At 45.0% G+C, this 22783-nt stretch carries 13 protein-coding genes; all 13 read left to right on the plus strand.

Annotated features, from left to right (window positions below; all coding sequences use genetic code 11):
- On the plus strand, window positions 1-264 hold a 264-nt coding region (locus GC101_RS12850; RefSeq protein ID WP_171717594.1), incomplete at its 5' end, for a hypothetical protein.
- 638 nt (window positions 265-902) lie between these two features.
- Window positions 903-2798 (plus strand): hypothetical protein, encoded by a 1896-nt coding sequence (locus GC101_RS12855; RefSeq protein WP_171717595.1) that lies wholly within the window; start codon window positions 903-905, stop codon window positions 2796-2798.
- Between the two features lie 96 nt (window positions 2799-2894).
- A complete protein-coding gene (locus GC101_RS12860; protein WP_246354317.1) occupies window positions 2895-4319 on the plus strand; it encodes a GBS Bsp-like repeat-containing protein in 1425 nt (474 codons plus the stop codon).
- A 31-nt stretch (window positions 4320-4350) separates the two neighbouring features.
- On the plus strand, window positions 4351-6342 hold the full coding sequence (locus GC101_RS12865) for a PA14 domain-containing protein (RefSeq protein WP_171717596.1): 1992 nt from the start codon (window positions 4351-4353) through the stop codon (window positions 6340-6342).
- Window positions 6343-6601: 259 nt separating this feature from the next.
- Window positions 6602-12046 (plus strand): RHS repeat-associated core domain-containing protein, encoded by a 5445-nt coding sequence (locus GC101_RS12870; RefSeq protein WP_171717597.1) that lies wholly within the window; start codon window positions 6602-6604, stop codon window positions 12044-12046.
- Window positions 12047-12083: 37 nt separating this feature from the next.
- Entirely contained in the window at window positions 12084-12854 is a 771-nt protein-coding gene (locus tag GC101_RS12875) for a polysaccharide deacetylase family protein (protein WP_171717598.1), read from the plus strand.
- Window positions 12855-14014: 1160 nt separating this feature from the next.
- A complete protein-coding gene (locus tag GC101_RS12880; RefSeq protein ID WP_171717599.1) occupies window positions 14015-14995 on the plus strand; it encodes a hypothetical protein in 981 nt (326 codons plus the stop codon).
- A gap of 91 nt (window positions 14996-15086) precedes the next feature.
- On the plus strand, window positions 15087-15806 hold the full coding sequence (locus tag GC101_RS12885) for a metal-dependent hydrolase (RefSeq protein WP_171717600.1): 720 nt from the start codon (window positions 15087-15089) through the stop codon (window positions 15804-15806).
- A gap of 20 nt (window positions 15807-15826) precedes the next feature.
- The gene (locus GC101_RS12890; RefSeq protein ID WP_171717601.1) at window positions 15827-16270 is read left to right on the plus strand and encodes a hypothetical protein; all 444 of its coding nucleotides are present in this window, start codon (window positions 15827-15829) and stop codon (window positions 16268-16270) included.
- Window positions 16271-16277: 7 nt separating this feature from the next.
- Window positions 16278-16595, plus strand: a complete 318-nt coding sequence (locus GC101_RS12895) for a hypothetical protein (RefSeq protein WP_171717602.1) — start codon at window positions 16278-16280, stop codon at window positions 16593-16595.
- Entirely contained in the window at window positions 16592-19024 is a 2433-nt protein-coding gene (locus tag GC101_RS12900) for a hypothetical protein (RefSeq protein ID WP_171717603.1), read from the plus strand. Before GC101_RS12895 ends, GC101_RS12900 begins: the two co-directional genes overlap by 4 nt.
- Window positions 19025-21097: a P-loop NTPase family protein gene (locus GC101_RS12905; RefSeq protein WP_171717604.1), complete on the plus strand. Its 2073-nt coding sequence runs from the start codon at window positions 19025-19027 to the stop codon at window positions 21095-21097. It abuts the gene before it with no gap.
- Window positions 21063-22783: TraG/VirB4 family ATPase (locus tag GC101_RS12910; protein WP_171717605.1), on the plus strand; the 1721-nt coding region annotated here is incomplete at its 3' end. The genes GC101_RS12905 and GC101_RS12910, both read left to right, overlap by 35 nt.

A 22783-nucleotide genomic window follows, 5' to 3' on the forward strand; every position in this document is an offset into this window, starting at 1 on the left:
CCGAATACGTCGTACAGCGTAACGTTCAATTACAAAATAGTAGATAAACCTGCAAATGAGGGTTATTTTGACTTTTTCGTAAGAACTCCAACAGGTGATGGAAGAAATGATGTTGGCTGGGCTACATGGAATGAGGCGATTGGAAGTAGGGGAAGTAAACACGTAGAGTTTATAACAGGAGCATACAGCGATTATTTTCTAAACTTTGGAATGCGGTATGGTGGGGCCATTTCAATAGATGATATTAAGATATCGAAGCAGTAGCGATAGTCACTAATTTTCAAATACACCGAGAATAATTTTGCATTTTCTTTAAAGGATGTTTTTATAACCAAGTAGTAAAATGTTGCTTGTGCAGCAGATACTGAGAAGATGATGCTACCTCCAAAAAAATTAATGAGGATGTTTCGTACAAAATCGCTTATCTTGTTCATTCGATATTCCCTAGAGGAAAGTGTGATAGTGGAATAGAGTTTGGAAATCGAATATTAGAAAATAAAACCCTTGAATTCTTTCGAGGGTTTTTATTTTTTCTGCAAAGCTTTTTTGTTAAGTTCTTCTGTTTTAAGATGTGACAAAATTATAACGCATTCGACAAAATATAATCTATTACGACAAAATGCAACCGTTTTAAAGAATGAAAGATTAACTTATGATTATTGGGGAGGTAACGAAGTTGATTGATAAGAATTGTTCTGTGATATTGAGTCACACTATTACATAACATTAAGGTGGTAGATCGTTTAATGCGAATAAGGAAGCTGTACTTACGATTATTTATTTGCACTGTCCTCTTACTAACTTTCGGATCATCTATGGTGTATGGTGCCGCAAAAAATGTGAAAAGCTATACCTATGACTCTAGTGGAAGACTGACGTTCATAGATTCGAGAAGTGAGAGAATGAGCTTGCAGTATGATCCACAAGGAAACTTGACATCTAAATATAATGAAGCGGATTCCAATAGTCTATTTGGTACACCAGTTGTAGGTGCGATCTCAGATGCAGTGAAAGCATACAGTAGCGCGCAAGGCAGTGGGAACTGGTATTATCAGCAATGGGATGGAAGTACATATACTGATTTGCAGTACAAGAATAACCAATGGGAAGGAAAGACTCCATACACAATTATCTATAAAGAATTCCAGCATCCAGATCAAACGGATTCAGTAAGGAAATGGGTAGCTCCCAAATCGGGGATGATTAGAATCTCAGGAAATGTGGCGAAAAGTGATCTTGGAGGTGGGGATGGGGTTATCGTATCCGTCTTAAAAAATAAAGTGAAACTTTGGTCCAAAACAATACCTTTCAATGACAACAAAGGATATGAAGTTGGCTTGACTGTAGGTGTGAGTACAGGAGATGCAATCTATTTTGTGGTGAATAAAAATGGGGATGCTTCCTATGACTCTACCAGTTGGAAGCCAGCCATAGCATATTTGGATGCTCATTCAGCAGAAGAAGAGTACAGCAATAGTCAAGGCTCTAAAAATTGGTACTACCAGCAGTGGGATGGAAATACGTATACCAATCTGCAGTATAAGAACAGCCAATGGGAAGGGGGAACACCTTACACGATCATCTTAAAGGAATTTCAGCATCCGGACCAGACAGATTCTGTGCGGAAATGGGTAGCCCCTAAGTCAGGGTTAATACGAATTGCGGGGAATGTTGCCAAAAGCAATCCGCTGGGTGGGGACGGGGTCATCGCTTCTGTGCTGAAAAATAATATACAGTTATGGTCTACAACAGTAGCCTATAACGATACAGCGGGATATGAAGTGGGATTAACAGTAGGCATAAGTGCAGGAGATGCAATCTATTTTGTGGTGAATAAGAATGTAGATAATAGCTATGACGGCACCAGTTGGAAGCCGGTTATTGCATATTTAGATGCACATGCAGCAGATGCAGAATATAGCAACACTCAAGGTTCCGGGGATTGGTACTACCAGCAGTGGGATGGGGCAACCTACACGGATTTACAGTATAAGAACAATCAGTGGGAAGGTAAAACCCCTTTTACGATTATTTCAGGAGCATTCCAGCATCCAGATCAAACGGATTCCGTTCGCAAATGGGTGGCTCCGAAATCCGGTATGATTCGAATTGCAGGGAATATAGCTAAGATAGATGCTACAGGAGGCGACGGAATTATTGCGACAATCCTGAAAAACAGGGTGCAGTTATGGTCACAAACCATAGCGTATAACGATACAGCAGGGTTTGAAGTCGGAATAACGGTAGGGGTAAGTAAGGGCGATGCTATTTATTTTGTAGTGAACAACAATCAAAGTAATTCGTATGACAGTACAAGCTGGAAGCCAGTTATAGCTTATCTAGATTCGAATACGGTGGAAGAAGAATACAGTAATATTCAAGGCAGTGGGAACTGGTATTATCAGCAATGGGATGGGAATACATATAGCGATTTGCAGTACAAGAATAACCAATGGGAAGGAAAGACCCCATACACCATTATCCTCAAAGAATTTCAGCATCCGGATCAAACGGATTCAGTAAGAAAATGGGTAGCTCCGAAATCCGGCAAGATTCGTATCGCGGGAAATCTAGCAAAGAGCAACCCGGGAGGGGGCGATGGGATCGTTGCTACTATTTTGAAGAACCGTGCAAAGCTCTGGTCCCAAACCATAGCCTATAACGACACAGCCGGATATGAACTGGGGGTAACGACAGAAGTCCTGGCAGGAGATTCTATTTATTTTATCGTGAATAAAAATGGAGACTCTGCTTATGATGGGACAAGCTGGAAGAGTGTGATTTCGTATGTGGAGTAAAGAAATACTAGTTTGGACGTGTAATGAAACGTCAGTGACACGGAAGGAAGGCAAATTGAAATACAATATTATGAATATGGAAAAGAGTTAATGACAATGAGATATTTATTCATAAACAAAAAGCAACTGTTGGTTATGTTTATCAGTGGTGTTTTCATCTATTTCGTATTTAGTCTGCATCTCTCTGCGGTTTGGGCAGAGGCAACCAGAACCTCCAGCTATATTATAGTAGATATGGCCGGAACTGTTCAAAAGCAGAACGTTTTTGTGTACAACCGAGGCAGGCTTGAAACGGAGATTTTACAAGATAACTCGATGATTCAGTATACATACGATTCCAACGGTAATTTGCTCAAACGGACAAAAGAGTCTTCCTTGGCACCGTATATAATCAGCACTGCAGCAGTTTCCTATGATATTTATCTAAAGGGAGTCCCTAATAATGCTCAATCAGTGCATTTTCCTACCTGGAGAGAACAAAACGGTCAGGACGATATTGAGTGGATTGTCGGTGAAAAAGTAGCTTCTGGTGTCTGGAAAGGCACAGTAGTTCTTTCCAGACATGGAGGAACTGGGTCTTATATTACTCATATTTACGTGGATAGCAAAGCGGTAAGCGGATTGTCAGCCCAAATTCAAGATACGGTGAAAGTCACTGCTCCTTCAAGCGTATCGTTAGCGGATACCTTCTATGAAGTGAACGTAGAAGGTGTTGCCAGGACAGTGAGTGAAGTGCGATTCCCGTCATGGACCCAAAATAATGGTCAGGATGACTTGGTTAATCCCTGGATTATGGGAGAGAAAATCAACGATACAACTTGGAAAATTCGGATACCATTTGCCGAACACAATTTTGAGACCGGTAATTATTTCACTCACATTTATTCTTTTGACAGATATGGAGCCCTTAATGGGATTGGAGGCACGACTGTTCAGGTAAAAGGAGGAGCAGGAGGCTCTAAAGAAACAGATATCTCCGGCGTATCCTATGATGTCTTCATTTATGGTGTAGAACCGACAGTTCAAAAGGTTCAATTTCCAACTTGGACAGCGTATAGAGATCAGGATGACATTGAGTGGATTGATGGGGTGAGGATAGGCAACGGGGTATGGAGAGCTACAGTCGTCTACTCCAAGCATAACTCAGAGATTGGACCGTATATTACTCACATCTATGGTGATGGGAATTTTATGGGAGCATGGACCTTCAAAGTTACAAATTCGCAAAATGTAAAAGCTCCGGGAACAGCGAAGATAAGTGATAGATACTATGAAGTTTCTATTGAAGGCGTACCGGCAAATGTAACTCGGCTGGAATTCCCTACGTGGACGAATAATAAAGGTCAAGATGATCTCAATTGGTATCAAGGTGAACGTGAGAGCACATCCAAGTGGAAAGTTAGGATACCCTTTGCCAATCACGGAAATGAAACTGGGATATATACGACTCACCTATATGCCAGTGATGGCTATGGGAATAGCTTAATGGTCAGCGGTGTGACAGTAGAAGTGCAACAATAATGAGTAGCACATTCATAGTATGATGAGGAGAATGGACAGTTTGAAGTTTCCAATACGCTTGTTATTATCGTTAATTGTACTCGCCCTAACCAATAATTTATGGGAAACCTTTGATATTCAAGCCTCGCTGTATCCTTCGGTAGAAAGTCATTCAGTCGCTGCTGCTGCTGCTGGTAGTAATGGGCTCAAGGGAGAATACTATGACAACTCCAATCTTACTGGGCTCAAGCTGACACGGACGGATGCGAATGTGAATTTCAATTGGGGGTTAGGTTCTCCCGATGCTTCAATTGCAGTGGATACGTTCTCCGTAAGATGGACGGGGACTATTAAATCCCAATATAGTGAAGCATATACCTTCTATATTACTGTTGATGATGGTGTCAGGCTATGGATAAATGGTCGATTATTGATAGACAAATGGATACCCCAAGCAAGTGAGCTAACGAGTCTACCGATTACACTGACCGCAGGACAAAGCTATGATATCCGGCTTGAATATTTTGAGAACGGCGGCGGAGCAACGGCAATTCTGCAATGGTCGAGTACCAGTCAAGCCAAACAGGTTGTTCCGCAAACCCAATTAACCCCACCGCTAGAATCAGCCCGAGTTGGACTCAAGGGGGAGTATTATGATAATTCAGACCTAAGCGGGCTCAAGCTGACACGAACGGATGCGGATTTAAATTTCAGCTGGGGGTTGGGTTCTCCTGATGCTTTAATTGGCCAAGACACCTTCTCTGTGAGATGGACAGGGACCCTTAAACCTAAATATAGTGAAAGTTATACCTTTTATATCATTGTAGATGATGGAGTCCGGCTTTGGGTAGATGGTCGCTTGATCATAGACAAATGGATACCCCAAGCCAGTGAGCTAACGAGTCAGCCCATCACACTGATCGCCGGACAAAACTATGATATACGCCTCGAATATTTTGAAAATGGTGGAGGAGCAACAGCGATATTACAATGGTCGAGTGCCAGTCAGGTCAAACAGATCGTGCCGCAAAGTCAATTGTATCTTCCAGCTGATGTTCAGGGAGTAGGTCTGAAAGGAGAGTATTATGACAATCTGGAGATGAATGGGCTAAAACTGACACGTACAGACGCAAGTGTCAATTTTAATTGGGTAGAGGGTTCCCCGGACAGCTTGATCGAGCCAGACACCTTTTCAGCTCGGTGGACGGGAACGATCAAGCCAAAGTATAGCGAACCCTATTCGTTTTATCTCAATGCGGACGACGGGGTGCGTTTATGGATAGACGGCAAACTTATTCTTAATCGTTGGGTCAACCAAGCCGATCAATTTCATAGCAGTACCGTACAATTAGTAGCCGGAAATCAATACGACATTCAAATCGAGTATTTTGAAAACCTAGGTGGAGCAGCCATCGGACTTCTGTGGGAAAGTCCTACTCAAGTGAAAGAGTTCGTTCCTCAGAGCCAATTGTATCCACCAGTTGAGGGTCCTGGAGTGGGTCTGAAGGGAGAATACTATGATAATATGGATTTTACTGATCTGAAATTCACGCGCACAGATGCTGATCTTAATTTTGGATGGGGGGCTCTATCGCCAGATGCGGGCATTGGAGCAGATACATTCTCTGTGAGGTGGCAGGGATTAATCCGTCCCAAATCTAGCGGAACATACACGTTCTACGCGAATTCAGATGATGGGGTTCGGCTTTGGGTAAATGGACAACTGCTTATTGATAAGTGGGTCACACAGGCCAGTGAATTAACCAGTATTCCTATCTATCTGATAGAGGGCCAGAATTATGAGCTTCGCATCGAATATTTCGAAAATGGCGGAGGCGCCTCCTTTGGGTTGTCTTGGTCAAGTGATAGCCAAGTGAAAGAAATCGTCCCACAGTCGCAGCTATATTTACCGTATAAGACATATATGCCAGTGGAATATCATTATGATTCCAATGGGAGGTTGGAGTCCGCGCGTCTCTCAGACGGTAGTATTATCCGCTATGAATATGATGCTAATGGGAATCTGATGAAGATGGGCAAATGATATATCGAAGGGAACTAATTATACTCGTAATTGTACTGTGTCGGACATCATAGTTTAAACAGAAGGAGGAGAGAGGGGACTTTGTTCGCTTCCCATGCCTCGCTTGAGCTATACTCTCCACCTGTTGTCCGGGTAGCGTAATAACTTTGTAATTTTTCACACCTGAAGATATTAACTTCTCTGCCTTGATATCGTGTAGCAACATATTGAACTGCTTAAAGATTAATTAATTCATTTATATTAAACGGAGGAACCCATTTTGAAGAAGAAATCATTTCCTAATAAATTGTTTATGCTATTTTTGGCACTTAGCTTAATTATTCCTGGTTTCCAGTTCAGTACAGCCAGCGCTCAAAATGCCGAAGCTGAAATCATTGGAGATTCAATCGTTGAAAAAGCCACGGAGAACTTGCAGAATCAGACACCGATAGATCCTGCGGAGCTTTCCTACGAAGCGGCACCTACAGTTGCAAACACTACATATAATTTTAACGAAGATTTGCAGATCCAGGCGCTAAAGGCTCGCACGTATCAAATTCAAGGGACTACAGCCGGGAGAGCGTCTCTCTATCGTAGCCCTAGGGATTTAACTAAGGAAGAAATCGATCAGTTGGTTCTTGCTGGGGCTGGTAAAGAAGACTTATACTGGGTTAATTTGTTGTTCAAGAAAACCGCAGTCTCCCCTGAGGAGATTTTTAAGCTTAAAAGAAATGGAAAGGGCAACTGGGAGGAAGTAGAGCAGCAATTGCTGACCATGGACGAGAAGTTGACTGTTGAGAATGCGGTCTATACAGCTGAACTTAAGACGTCCACAGTAACGAATGCTATATATACTGAAGAGAATCTAACACCAACTGCATTGAAGCAAGACTTCTCCACCTTCGACCTTATGGTGGCCAGTGCCTTGGATTCATTGGTAGTCCAACAGCAAATTAATCAAACGAACAAACCACAATTCGCCGGTCGCCAAGGCAGCGACGAGAAGATTGATCCGGTGTCTGGGGCGCTGACATGGAAGCGGTCGGACATCAATTTGCCCGGTCGTGACGGGCTTGATCTGAATATCGGTGTCATGTACAACTCTAACCAAGCTTTTGCCTATATGCGGGACTACTATTCCAATAGCCAAATCAAGAAATACAACTATCTGCTCTCGTGCTATGATCTGGGCATGGGGTGGTCCTTTCAGTTCCCTTCTGTGCAAAATACGAACGGTTATTTATTTTACCACGATGGGCAAGGCGGAGTTTATCGCGTAGATTTCTATTCGAATGATACTCTGGACAGTTATACACATTTGGTGGGATACCAAGGGAAAGATGTACGGTTTATGACTGACTCCGGAAGTTTCACTTACGGAAATTTGACCTCGGCCTATTATCTGGAATATGACAGCAAAAAGCGTGAATATTTCACAGGAGATGGTAGGCTAATAGGAATTGAAGATCGTTATGGGAATACAAATAAATTCGATTATACAACTCGTACTTCTTACAATGGAGAACCGATTAATGTAATCTCTGCTATTACAGATAGCTTGGAGCGGGTTGTTAAGTTTGATTATGAGACAACTTTACAAACCACAGGAGATTTTAGCGGAGAGAAAATAATAGTAAGTGTTACCGTAGACGGGGTTGAGAAAAAAGTAACTTATAATAAATACAGAAGTAATTTGACCTTCAATGGCACCCCAGATGGCTATGCACCTGTATTAGGCTATATAATTAACCAGAACAATGAATATACTTATTTTACGGATACTGTTTTAACGGGGAAATTTAATTTCTATTATAAAACAATAGATTCAAATGCCGGATATAACGGTTATCAATTAATTTCTAGAATTCAATATCCGAATTCGTATTCCTCCTATGATTATAAACTGGTGACCCGCAATTTAGGGTCAAACGGAGTCGGGGAAGAGGTAGTGGTTACCTCAAGGAAGGATTACACCGAGTTTACGGCAAGCTCGAACTATAACCAGATTTCTTACAGCTACAATGGTGATTATACCGGTTACCCCAATTACTGGGATGTAAGCTATCTTCCAAGTGATTATCAATTCTCATCGACCAGCACTGTGCAAAGTGCGTCGGCAACCAACGGGTTGGCAACGACGTATACGTTCAATCATTTGCATCAGCCGGTATCCACAGTCGTGGTAGCTTCGAATGGTGAACGCAAAGAAACACGAAATACAGTCTTCCATCCTGTCTTTAAGTTTCTGCCTACACGGACAACCATAGCGCAATTTGCAAATGGTGACACCGATAGTACTGCCAATATGCTGTATACCGAAACCAATTACACGGATTGGGGGGCGTTCCAAAGCACAACCCTACCGATGACAGCGAGTCAATTTGAAAATGTTGCACTAAAGTCCAAATATACGACGAGTTATAGCTATGAACCGAGCTATCATGAGTTGAGTGCGAAGAGTTGGTATCAAAATGACTTAACCCCATTAAGTGAAAGCTATTCCTACAATGAGTATGGCCGAATTCTGAGCTATACTGATCCTAAGAATGAAACTACCACCTATACGTATGAGGCTATACCAGGAGAAGCGAAAAAAATCAGCAAAATTGAACAAAAAAAATCGTTTTCTAACGGAATGACCTCCAAAGTGACGACTATACTGGGTTCTGAGTATAAATACGCTTTCCCTACGGAACAGAATAGTGAGTTTACAAACATTGCAGCTTCCGGTCAGAGAACCGCATCGTCCGTTAAGAAAACACTTAAATACGAAATGGTCTCTGGCCGGGTCTTGGAGGAGAAGGATGGGAGCGGCCGGGCGACAATCTATGCTTATGATAAGCTAGGTCGGATAACTTCGATCACCTATCCGCAAGTTACCAACTTAAAGGGTGAAAAGTATGATATGCAAGATCTGTATACGTATACGAATACGTACTCAAGCAGTTCTATTTTTGATAGCTACAATAAAGGGATACTTATGCTGCTGGTTAATTCCAAACGGAAGTATACCCAGAAATCTACGGGGGCCATTACCTATTTTAATAATAAGAATGAATACTACGACGGCTTTGGTATCTTGCGACTAGAGCAAGTAGTGGATACTGGAGCTATTACTCAGTACCGTGTGGATGATCTATTGCGGACCGTGTATGCCGTTGACCCTATGAATAATACGACCAATATTACGCTGGATGCCTGGGGCAATCAGAGCGAGGCGCTGGATGCCTATGGTAATCTGTATGTCAGCACTACGAATCTGAAACAACGCAAGCTTACAAGCTATCTAGTTGAGGCCGCGAATGTTACTACATACCGCCAAAATACGAATAATGCTAGTCTAAAGATGAGTTATGTCGAGCAAAATTATGATCAGTGGGGAAAATTGGTCTCCAACGTGGCCTACAAGAATTGGCCGGATCAAACGCAGGCTTCAATCATAACTGAGTCCTTCAGCTATGATTATAGTGGTAATTTAACTGGATACATTGATCCCAAGAAAAATCTGAATACAGATGGAGTTACAACAAAATACGCTTACGATGGCTTGAACCATTTGACGTCTGTTAAGGATGCGCTGGATCAGATCACCAGCTATCAATATGATGAGAATGAGCAGATTACACAGACGTCTATACAAGCGGGAGCTTCGGGTACTCCGGTTGTCCTGAACAGCAAGGAATACAATGAAATGGGCCAACTTATCATCAAAAGGGATGGAAACTCGCAAGCAGAGAATGTGACCTACAATTCGTTGGGCCTTCCAGAGACTAAAACAGATCGTAACGGTACCATAGCAAGTTATAAATACGATGAAAGAAATCAACTGACAGAAAGTGTTCTGAAGAGTTCAACAGGTGTGTCGTTGCAGAGTAGGTTTATTTTTGGGAATGATGGGATAAAGAGCGACACCAGTGAGTTAATCATCAACGGAGCAACGTCTTCCCAAAAGTCAACCATTGATACGGTTAAACGCACTACGAATATTGCCTCAACCGCTTCGGGTTACTCGGCCTCTACAGCCTATGTCTACGATAAGCTGAACCGGACTACAAGAATGACCAGCACTTTAAGCGGTGTGAATACAGTTTATACCAATTATCAATACGATAAGTTGCGGCTTACCCAAGTTCAAACTGATGGGAGTTCTACTCGAAATACAGCAGCGTCCGCAAATGCGGTGTATGATTATTATGCCTCAGGAATGATTAAGTCTATCACTTACCCAACACTTTCGGATAATACTATCCTGAAGACAGAATACCAGTATGATGCTTTAAACCGTTTGAAATCGGTCAGAAACATTAAGAATTCTGAGGGCCTTTCTATCTATAGCTATGTATATGATAATAATGGCAACATTATTGCCGTTACAGAGGCTTTAATTGGAAATGATCGTCAGACCACCAATTATACTTATGATAATCTTAACCGTTTACTAACTATCCTTCGGCCGGATGGAGGTAAAGTTCAATACACGTATGATTTAAGAGGTAACCGGCAGACGTTAACAGATACTTCAACATTAGGTCTCTCCATCAGCGACAGCAGCTATACTTATAACTTGCTGAATATGTTGACGACTGTTACAAACAATAACTCTACCGTTTCCTTCAGTTATTTGCCGAATAATTTAAGATATCAAAAATCCAAAGATAGTGTGGTAACGAAGTATAACTATAATGGGGCAGGACAAGTGGTTTCGGAAACCCGGAGCGATGGCCAAAAAGCCAGTTATATCCGGGGGGACCGTCTACTGGTTAAGAAGGATTATACGGTAGCGAACTCTATAAAAGATTACTACTATCTGTACAATGGTCATGGAGATGTAGTACAAATTGTAGATACGGCCGGGAAAATCGTTAATTCTTACAGTTATGATGTTTGGGGGAATATTTCGAACCAAACGGAAGAAATAGCTAATTCATTTAAATATGCCGGTGAGATTTATGATAGTGAGACAGGACTGTACTATTTAAGATCAAGATATTACGATCCAAGTATTGGTCGATTTATTAATGAGGATACGTACGAGGGGCAGATTGATAATCCGCTGAGTTTGAATATATATACTTATGTAAATAACAATCCATTGAAGTATATTGATCCAAGCGGACATGCGCCAATCGTAGGGGATAGCCCATATGATACAGCGGCTCCGAATACTGTAATAGGTTATATAGTATATGTGTCAAAAGATCAGTTAACCCAACTTGGATTTAAGAATGTAACAAGTGACATATTGAAAGACTTAAATACTACATTAGGGACATACGATATAACAACAAGTGAAAGGATAAGTCATTTTTTAGCACAGGTTATGCAAGAATCAGAACTAGGCAAGTGGACTACTGAACTAGGTGGAAAAAAATATTTTTCGAAATATGAGCCTGGAACAAAGTTGGGCAAACAACTTGGTAATAAAGAACAGGGTGATGGTTATAAATTTAGAGGAGCTGGATACATACAAATGACTGGTAGGTATAACTATCAACGATTTGCTGACGCAATGGGTGACTCGAAAATTCTGGATTTAGGTGCTGAATATGTTGCAGAAAATTATGCATGGCGTGCAGCCGGATTTTGGTGGGATGATAACAATATGAATAAACTGGTCGATTCAGGGGCTTCAGTTACTCAAGTGACAAGGAGAGTTAATGGTGGGACAAATCATCTTGCTAATAGACAGAAATACTACGCACTTGCTAAGAAAGTTATACGTTAGAGAAAGACTTACTACCTAAGACTGGAGATGAAGAGATGTGAAAAAACGCTTGATAATTATATTACCAATTTTATTAACATTAATTTCTTGTAGTACAAAAGCTGAGTTAAACTCTGATATAGCAAAAAATAGTAATGAATCAAGTATAGGAGAAAATTACAAAGTTGAAAGTAGCAAGTATTCTAAAAATAAGATTAACATATCGTATCCCAAAATAGTTAATTTAGCTAATGATACAAGTGAATCGAAGATAAATGAAGTGATTCAAGAAGGAGCGATAAGAATAGTTAAATCCTATTCATTAGAGAAGGACAGTCTTGAAATAGAATATCGAATTATGTTGAAAAATAATAAATTACTAAGCATTCAATACTCCGGGTCAGCATTTACCGAAGGAGCAGCCTATCCGTTAAATATCTTTTATACATCAAATATTGATTTAGAAAAGGGAGTGAAAGTTAAACTAACTGATTTATTAGAGATCGATGAAGCGTTTGTTGAAGAATTCAAACAAAGTAAATATAAAAGTTATGATGCCAATTTAAATTTGATAGAGGAAGGAGTTATGGAAGATATCTGGAGTGGATATAATAATCAAGATTTACTTAATTATATTAAACAATCAGATGAAGTGGATCAGATAAATGAATCAGGAACGTTTAGTTATATCACCCAAGATTCAATTGGAGTAAGTATTTCAATTCCACATGCACTAGGCGATCATTTAGAAATGGAAATGAGTTTTGCGGATTTAAATAAAAATATAAAGCAAGAAAATAAGTTGTGGGATAGTTTAGTGGGAAAATAATAAATATTATACGAGTTTGACCACATGGATGGAATTTCCGTGTGGTCTTTTTATATATTGACATTCCGAGTATGGCGATATATTAATCTCGAATGACATACTAGTATGAGTGAATGAAATGATAGGGTTACAATTTATTGCTGACACGTTTCACATGGAGTACAAAACGGTAGAAGGAGGGAGCAATCGGGGTTTCAAAGCAAACATTTCAGGACTAGATCAAAAGGAAGACAGAAGATTCCCGAACCACACGTCTGGAACAGTTATCCGAGTTATTTGGAATTGAGGATCAGACGTTGTCCCAGAAGGAGTTGCTTCCATCCGGAAAGTCGGAAATCCTGAAGGCTTAATTAATCAAAACAGATGAGCATGAGGAAATCGAGGTCACAAACGTTGATGATGAAGGAAACGAATGTACTACAACACAGCACTATTCACAGCATTTTAGCCTTCTTGAGTTTGTTCAAACAGGACAAAAAAGAGAAAGATTGATAGAACAGGTAAGTTCCTTGCTAAATCCTGATTTAATCAACGAAAGCAAAAATTTAAAACTTTTAGAAGATGTGGTTATGATAATCCAAGAACAGAATCGTAATAAAAGCACCGTGTTGGAATCGGTCTTATATTATCTCGTCTACCGAGATAATGAATGGGGAATACATCCAGATTATGCAAAATACGAACAGAAACAGTTCTTTGAGAAGCTAAATAATCTGTTTGAGGAAACTGGAATTAAACCTTGATAGGTGGTGGATACTATGAACATGATAGATACAAGTTGAACAATAGACCAACTTCAGCTGTTGGTTCCGTTCTTATAACATCTCCTTTAACTAAAGCATTTTATTGAACATTATTCTTTTTTTCATATACTGTTGGTTTAAAACGAAGAACCGCATTTAGCGTGGGAGATAAAAGCAATGAAAGGCACCAAATTAAATCTGGTTTATTGAGCAGACAGAGTAATGCTTAACCAAAGCATCCTTGGCCTTATGCAAATAGTGGGTTGGATGTAATCTTTATTCTAAGAGATATTGATTCGAAAATATGAGTTTTGCTCTATAACCCATACTTTTTCAGAACATTCTTCGTACGTTCGGCTTGCCTCTATGAGCTATGATCATACAGTAGACATATTGCTCAAAGGAGGTAGGACATCATTGCATATTGTACTTGTTGGCGTAAAGCCAGAAATCAGTGATCCCCATTTTAAATTTCATGTATGCGGTACGTTTGAGGAAGTCAAAGAAAGCGTCTTGATCCTGATACCGGAATACGTCCTGATCCATGAGGATGAGGCTCGTAGCCTCTTACCGTTGGCGGAGGAGGTCCCTGTAAAGTTTATCGTGATTAGTGAGGCAACCAGCCTAACATCAACAGCGGTAAGAAGCTGGACCGCATTGGGCGCTTCGGACGTATGGCTGAACGGGAGCTGGCAAGAGAAGCTGCTCGAAGCTCATCATCTGGTGGAGACGAGGGCTCAACAGATCGCATTCCCTGAAATGAACTTCAGCCGAACAGGGGAAAGGATCGTTATCGCTGTAGGCAGTGTGTATGAAGGGGCTGGCAGCACGCATACAGCACTGCTCATCGCCTACTATTTGGCCCGGTATGCGAAAACCAAAGTGGCGGTGTGGGAGGGCGGGAATCATCCGTGTTTCTCTTTCCTGGAGTACATCAAGGAAGGCGATTTCTCGAACCATCCCCGTTATGAATTGAATAATGTATCTCTCTATAAGGGGGAGGTTTCCGAGTATTGGATCGGATCGCTGATGAGCGACTACCGCTATACGGTGCTGGACTTAGGGAGTTTGCAGAGCAGCAAGCAGGCTGATCTATTTGTACAAGCCAGCGTTCCTGTCCTAGTCGGTTCAGGAAGTGAATGGCGGGTGAAGGAGTTAATCTCCTTTTGCAGGGAGCATAGCCGAGTGCCGCAGGAATACTGGCGCATTGCTTTGCCACTGGCAAACGAACCGAATCGGGAGATGGTCGCGGGATGCTTAAGCGGCAGGCCCGTATTTGCGGTTCCGAATCATCCAGATCCGTTTCATCCCCAGGCGAATACAGATGAATTGCTGGAGGGCCTCTTATCTCCGATTTTGCAAAAACAGAAAAAGCGGGGACTTGGCCGTTTCTTCTAACGGAAAGTTCAATTCAATCATTGCAAGACCTGAACTGCTTCAAGCGTTGAAGCGGTATTTTGTGCTGTCCGGAAAGGAGGTGAAATTCAAAATGAATCGACAAGGACATATAGGACTAGCCATACTTGCAGGCTCGGCAGTGCTCTATGTTACGCCAGCCCTGTCCATACTACCTGCTGCCGTATTGATTGCCGCTGCGGGCATCGGCGGGCTGCTGCCGGATCTGGACCATAAGACCAGCACCGTTAGTAATAAGCTCCAGTTCTCGGCAAGGACGCGAAAGAAACTGAAAGGATTGTCCGCCCTATCGCTGGGAATGGGAATATTGTGGTTTTTCCTGCAGCAACCGATGCCCTGGCTATGGGCGGCAGCAGGCCTGATCCTTGCCCTAGCCTCTCGGCTACGCATGCTCCTCCTAAGCGGACTTGGACTGCTGCTACTTGCCGGATACGAATGGTACAGCCTGCATTGGCTCACGCTGTTTGCGGGTGTTGCTTTGCTGGTGATGCCTTTCGTCAAGCATCGCGGGATCATTCATAGTCCGGAGTTCGCCGGTGCGTTGAGCCTTGGCGTAGTCTCTTTGACCGCGACACAGCCGTTTCTGTTCCAGGCGCTCGGTTTAGGCTTGCTGGCTGGGTGGTGGTCACATTTGGCGGGGGATGCCGTGACGGTGGAAGGCATTCGTTCCGTACTTCTCCCACGGCTGAAGGTGGCGCTGAATCTGCTGCGAAATGGCGGGGCTGCCGAGCGGTGGATCGCAAGAAGCTGCTGGCTCTGCAGTATCGCATTTTGGCTGATGATATTCTATTGAAAATGGAAGGGAAGAGAACAATGAAAATCAAAAAGACCGGGACCCTCATCATGATGGTCCTGTTTAGTATGTTCATGTTACCCATGCTGGCCTATGCCGATGATAATAATCCAATCACCAAGATCAAGGAGAAAATGAAGTTTAACTGGAAGGTGCTGGACGGCCTGGATTTTGTATTTACGCCGATTGGACTCGTGATCTCCTTACTGACGATAGCCACACTGGTGTTTGTTGTCGTCCGGGTGATTATCAAGCTGGTCAAAATCAGCACCGGGAAAGGCACCATCAAGGATAAGTGGTTCTGGATTGAAGCAGGACTCATTGTATTTATCGTGTTCCTGTTCATCAGCGGAGCCTTCTTCAGCTTCCTGGAAAATATCTATAACTGGACATCCACACAGGATCTTGGAGGTGAAAAGTCAGCCTTGTGGACCTCTCCGGATATTCGTAAGTTAAGGGGTTAATGCAGGGATGGACAACGATTATCTCTCGAAAATGAAAAAAATGTATACCGTTGATCCAGGTGTAGTGGATGATTTGAACTGGTTCTTAGTCCTGGCAGGTGCTGCAGGAACAATACTGTGTGTTTTCGCTTTAGCGTACTGGCTGATCCGTTTTTTTGCGTTCCTGTTCTCCGCCAGCCGGGGGGCAGAGAGCCTGAAGGATACAATCTTCTGGAAGCGGATGGCGGTAGCGCTGGGGCTGATTCTGTTATTCATGACCGGCTCGGTATTTACCCTGCTGTCACAATTCTATGATTATATGGCGATTTGGGGGTGGGGAGGTTGAGACAACGAATTCGGGTAGTGGCCGTTCTGCTGCTACTGTTGCTGGGTTTCACGAACACTCTGTTGACCGTAACGGTACAGGCATCACCCAGTCAGGTCGTAGCTTCAAAACAAGCGGATGTGAAGATCGCCTCTGCTTTGCCCATACCGACCACGGCACCATCCAGTTCAGAGGAACCTGCTGAGCGGGAGACCAGCTGGTACATTCCCGGCTGGGTAGACGATATGATTCAAAAGGTCGATGAGATGATTCAGTCGTTCAAGGATCTCATGTCCGGCAAGCTGATCAAGGATGCGATTGAAGGTCTCATCGTCCTACTGGTGGACGAGCTCATGTCCCCGCTCTATGATGCCTTTGCCAAAAGCTACTTGTTCACGCCGCAAATCGCGGAGATCGCTATGGTGCAGTCGGGCTGGTCGCTCTTTATGATCATTGGCCTAGTGCTGTTGTTTATCGGAATTGCATGGCTGACCTTTAAAATCATTCAAGGCAAAAAGGACCTGGGCAGTTTGCTCAAGGTCTTTTTAGTTTGCTTTGTCGCCACGTATTTCTCGCTCACCGCGCTGAATATCGCCAATGTCGGCATCAACTGGATCGCCAGCAAGATGTTTGAGGGCATTATTGGCACGAGCGGCATTGCCTATGAAGGCTTAGAGGGGCAGCAGATTCTAAAAGCGATGATTGTCGGTGCCGATGGAATTACAGATTCCGCGTATGCCGCCCAAACTCTCGGTGAGCTGACCGTGTCCACCAGCGGGGGAATCTTTAATCTGCTCAGTTATTTGTTACTGGTCGTATTGCCTCTTTATGTGGTTGCCGTACTGAAGACCCTGGTGCTTATCTTTATGGCGATCCTGGTCAATCTATGGATTACCCAATCGGCCTATACCGGAAAAATGGAGACGCTGCTCGGGTTTGCCAATCTGTATCTGCGGACGCTACTTGTCGGCCTGATCTGCGGCTTACATTGGGCGATTTTTGTGAAGATGCAGACGGATTACGGCGAGGGAGAGGGTTTTTGTGCTGCTTTAGGCATACCGCCCATCATCTTTGCGATTCTCAGTGCGCTGGCGTTACTCATGTTCTTCTTCTTTTTCTGGCTGAAGCCGCTGATGAAAGCCGTGCAGCATCCGGTGACACTGAACGGAGCACAGGTACTCGATTCCGTGGGGAAATGGGGAGAACGAACGTCAACGTCTCTGGATTCCATGGGCAAGCGGATGGGCTCCGAAGGCGTGCAGAAGAAGGCGCTGAGCATGCAAGAAGCCAGCAAGCGGATGCAGCAAGCAGCAGATCGTATGCGTACACAGCGCAGTGTAGGCAAAGACAAATTGGTCTCAACGCTTAGCGGTGGGCTGTCTGAATCGGTGCAAGGCATTGCTTATCATGAACCGGAAGAATGGCTTCAAGAAGGTGGTCAGATCCATGTGGAGGCTCTGCACGAGCTGGCGCTTGGAGAGTCGGAAATCAAATCGTCGGCGCTGAATATTTCAGAGGTTCTGGGAGACGAAGGGTTCCGGAGTGTATCCTTGCTGAAGGCTCCTGTGGCCCAGCGTAAACAGCTGACCAAGAAGCTTAGTACCCTGAAGAAAGAATACAAGGAAGATGTCCAGTGGGATGAGGATACCGGTGAATTGATCCTGGCCGGTCCTACCCTGGATATGCTGCCGCAGCTGGAGCAGGAAGGATTCGATGTCAGTGCGGTTCGTGAGGGGATGTACAAGGATGGAGCGTTCGTGGATCTGAATAGTACACCTAAGATTTCACTGCTCTCAGGCTCCTCCGAAGCGGAGCACACGGCAGAACTGATTAAAGAAGCCTTACCGCTCTACACACAGGCGAAGCTACCCCAAGGCAAAGCATCTTCGGCCTACCATGCGCTGCAGGACCGTGCCGATGAATACCCGTGGGTCAAGGAGCTGCTGCTGGAGCAGGGCGTGTTATGGTTGCCGGATGATCACCTGGAAGAGGCTACTGAAGTACTGGAAGGGATGCTCACCCAAACGACCCGGAAGATCCGGGTGAACTTCCCGCGTCACTCCCGGTTTGCCGCCAGCATGATTGCGGATTGGGAACGTTCCGGTATATCGGAGGCGCTGGTGGAAGTGCTGGAGCTGGCTAAAGATGAATCTCATGCCTTTATTCCCGAAGAACATTGGAGTGAATTCCAAAAGGCCTATGACAGCTACCGAAAAGACCGGACTCCTTACTGGCGTGCGAAAGATGGCGCAGTCTATGTCATTAAAGACCGCGTGCCGGTCAATTATGGACAACCTCCATTGGATGGACTGGATATGGGCAGCTTTGAACAACTGCAGAAGGAAATGCTGCATCGGCATGAGCAGCAGCGGAACAAGGAGAATCAACAGGCGAGCACATCGAAAGCTCAAAATGTCGGAAAAGTGAAAGACAAAGGGCAGGTGAAGTAAATGGATCAGGAACAACAGGAACGGGAAGAGGAGCTGCTGCGCGCAAGCTTTATGGGCGATATCCGTGAGGATGTAGAGTTTTTAGGATTGTCGCTGAAAGATATCGGCTGGATCGTTGGAACCACGCTCGTGATCGGGGGCTTCCCCTTTTTGCTTCCGTTCCCGGTATTGTTCAAAATGACTTGGATCGTAGCCATCTTCATGATTAGCACATTGGGGCAATGGCTCAAGTGGCCGTATCGTCTTAAGCGCTACATCCATGATGCACAGCAAAAGAAGGAAGGAGCCGGGGAAGACCTAGGTTTCTTTCTTGGTGTAGAGGAAGATGGCTGGCTCTACCGCAGCGGGAAAACCTTGCATGTGGTGTCTTCGCTATCAGCATCCCCCTGGAAAACAGCGGTGTATGCGCAGAAACGGACGCGGATTGGCGGGTTTGAACAGTTTCTGCGTGCCATGGTGCAGGAAGGCTTTTCGGCACAAATCTCGGCAGAGCAGATCCCGGATGTCCGCCTGGAACTGTGGAATCAGAAACGAAACCATCCGGCGAAGAGTCCAGGCATCCAGGCCATGAAACTGAACCGAATCGAGATGTGGGAGCGGCTGGCAAGAGACGGAAAGGCGCTGCGCAGTGAATATACGCTGACCCTCACGACCTCGGAATCGAAAATCAAGATCAGGGAACGGGCAGATGAACCAGCAGATCTGAATCCGGAAGCGCTGAAACGTTTCCGGCTGCTGAGTGAGCTGCAGGAGAAAAAGGATCGTGTGCTCCATACGCTTACTTCGCATGGTGGGCATAGCACATCGTTATTATCCGGATTTTCACTGCCGGAGATTGTGGGACGGTGGTGGGATCGGACCGCATGGGAGGCTTGGAAGATGAATGGAGACTCATGGGCTGAACCCAGACCATATGAAGTGTCTGAGGACTCGGACCCTTTAAATGAGCAGGAGACAGAGCAAGGAGTACTGGAAACGCAAGGCCAAGAACCAGATGAGAAGTGTTCGTTGTTCAGTCCATCGCTAGTCAAGTTCATTCAGGACAATCCTCCGGTGGAAGATCACGCGGAGAATGAAGCCATGCCTGACATTAAGGAGGGAAAGATCCCCGCACCATTGGTGATCGAGGATGTGGTCCCCAAGTTGTCCTGGAGAAGTGCATTTCAGCTCAGAGGGTGGCCTATAGCACGATGGATGCAAAGCGGTAAAAATAGAATCCCCTTTCTTCGAACAACCTGGAGTACAAGGCTCCTCCCTGGGTTTGCCAGCTGGATACGGAAATGCCATGCAGGCTGGCAGAAGGTTCGAATTCAAAAGGTTGAACCTCCAGCAGCTACGTTAGAGTACACGCCGGATAAGCTAACCGAAGAAGGAATTCTGCCGCCAAAACATCCAACACCCGGAATAAGTCAGCTTCAAGGGATTGTACTGCTAACCTCTCCCATTCCCAGCGGCAAGTCTTTTCTGGCTGCGAATCTCGGGGTGGCGGCAAGCCTATCTGGTACTACCGTGAGTATCATAGATCTATCGCCTGATCAAGGGACACGGACGGTGCTGAATCCACTGCAGCAACCTCCGGAACTGGACATCTGGGACACCTGGTCGGGGAAAGCTGCAGATTGGTTGTTGTTTACCCCTAGAGCCTATCCTGCCTTGCAGGAAGTGGAACAAATGCTTCAGTGCCGAGCAGCGGAAGATGGACTCGTTATTGCTGAAATCCCCTGGAACTATCCTGAACGGGAGGCGTTGCTGCAACGATATCGTTCCATCGCGGTGCTCGATTGTGACTACCATCATTGGCTGCGCTTCGTTGAATTAGCCCCGTGCTGGGAAGGGGAATTCTGGCTGAACCAGAGTACCCGGGATATGGCTCCCCGGATGGCCTCCCTGCTCAAGGAACAGTATCAGCAGACGTATACGGCGGTCTATCCGTACTGTACATCGGCTGCCTACAGCTTGTATCAGGGCCGGCCGCTGGCGCTTGATCCCAACAAACGCAGTTTACTGAACGTACACGGAAATAGAGAGGAGACCACCGATGAGCCTGCTCAAACATACGAAGCGGTTAGTTAAACAGTGGAAGAAGCAGCCCCGACAGCTGGTGGTGAACATGGTGGACGGTAAGGATGGGAAGACCGGCCATTATGTGCGGGTGCTCATGGTCCAGGAGTATCCCCCGGAGATCATTGCCGGATATCTGGATCAGCTGGATGGCATCGTTACCCATGCCGGGGCCACCTTACGCAAGACGATCCGGTATGCGCAAAGCGATATCAAATTCAACACCCGAATGAAGTACAAGCTGAACCGGCTTACAGCCAGTATTAATGATCAGAGTGAAACCGATCCGGCACGGAATGCAGAGATTGCCGCGAAGGAAACCATTTTAGCCTTGCGGGATTCCACGTTGTCCAGTGATCACAAGCTGGTCGAAGTGCAGACCTTCTTAACAATATCTGCACCAAAGCTGCATCAGATTGAGGCGGCAGAGGCCGGGCTGAAGTTGTGGTTCGATAACATGTCCGGGAAGCTGAATGAACTTAGGCGTGAGCAGCAAGAGGCGATGCGGCAAACGGCCCCAGCCTTTGACCCCTACAGTGATCACAGTGAATTTTTCAACAAGACCCATTATGGGCGGGTCACGACAGATTCTGTCGCAGCACGCACCTACCCCATGACCCGAGGCTCGTTCTCTGATAGCGAAGGACTTTATTTTGGTCGCCGGACCGAGGACGGCGGCTTTTGTTTTGTGAATCTATGTGATCCGGATGATCCCCGGGCGCAGAACGTGACCGTGTTCGGCAAGACCGGCGAAGGCAAAAGCTACTTTCTGAAGGCGCTTGTGGTCTCCTTGCTGGAAGAAGGCGTGCATGTATTTGTCTTTGATCTGGACGGTGAATGGCGGGAGCTCTGTGCGTATGTGGGCGGTGTCTATATTGACCACACCACCGAAGAAGGTTGCTATTTCGAGCCACTGACGATCATGCCAGCCATCACGGAGATTGATGAGGAATGTGCGCAGTATAATCGCTCCCGGTACAAGATGGCTGAGAAAAGCGGCGTGCGCACCTTCTCGCTGCTCGGGGAGAACTTAACCCGTCCAGAAATCTTTGAAGTAGGCGAAGCCATTCGCAGAGTCTACCGTGCCGCAGGGATCGAGAAGAAGCAGCCGGAAACTTGGAATGCGCCTATCGGGCAGAAGCCAACCATTCATGCAGTGTTCGCAGAAATTGAAGAGGCGGCTCACAGTAATGCCGATGCCAAAAGCTTGTATGACAAGATCAAAATCTATTTCATCGGGATTTACGATGATATTTTCCAAATCGAAGAGGCCTCCAGTTTTGATCAGAAAGCACCGCTGGTTGTCTACCGGGTCGGCTCCGGTGAGGAGGACGAGTCCAAGAAGGATGAATCGGCCAAGCAAGCACAGATCAAGATGTCGATGGCCTTTGAACAGGTCAATGCCAACATTCATCTACTCAAAATTGCCGGTGCTGACTTTTCTGCCGTTTTGGTGGACGAAGGGCAGCGGCAGCTGCAAAATCCGGAGCTGCGCAGTTATGTCTTCACCTGGTACACGGCGATTCGTAAGCAGAACGGCATGATGATCCTGGCAGGCAACTCCCCGGCCATTATGCTGGATACCGCTGCCGGGGTAGGCATGTGGGAGAACACCAGCGTGCGCGTGTACTTTTATATGGAGCAATCCGCAGTACGTTTACTCTCCTCCCACGCGGATCTGCCACCTGAGATTCAAGA

The sequence above is a fragment of the Paenibacillus phytohabitans genome, from assembly GCF_013141775.1.
GTDB classification, from domain to species: Bacteria; Bacillota; Bacilli; order Paenibacillales; family Paenibacillaceae; genus Paenibacillus_AQ; species Paenibacillus_AQ phytohabitans.

What these genes read in the sequence shown, in the direction of transcription:
- GC101_RS12855 (WP_171717595.1), top strand. Translation starts at nt 903, where the DNA reads ATGAGCTTGCAGTATGATCCACAAGGAAACTTGACATCTAAATATAAT.
- GC101_RS12895 (WP_171717602.1), top strand. Translation starts at nt 16,278, where the DNA reads ATGGACAACGATTATCTCTCGAAAATGAAAAAAATGTATACCGTTGAT.
- GC101_RS12890 (WP_171717601.1), top strand. Translation starts at nt 15,827, where the DNA reads ATGAAAATCAAAAAGACCGGGACCCTCATCATGATGGTCCTGTTTAGT.
- GC101_RS12905 (WP_171717604.1), top strand. Translation starts at nt 19,025, where the DNA reads ATGGATCAGGAACAACAGGAACGGGAAGAGGAGCTGCTGCGCGCAAGC.
- GC101_RS12865 (WP_171717596.1), top strand. Translation starts at nt 4,351, where the DNA reads ATGGACAGTTTGAAGTTTCCAATACGCTTGTTATTATCGTTAATTGTA.
- GC101_RS12885 (WP_171717600.1), top strand. Translation starts at nt 15,087, where the DNA reads ATGAATCGACAAGGACATATAGGACTAGCCATACTTGCAGGCTCGGCA.
- GC101_RS12860 (WP_246354317.1), top strand. Translation starts at nt 2,895, where the DNA reads ATGAGATATTTATTCATAAACAAAAAGCAACTGTTGGTTATGTTTATC.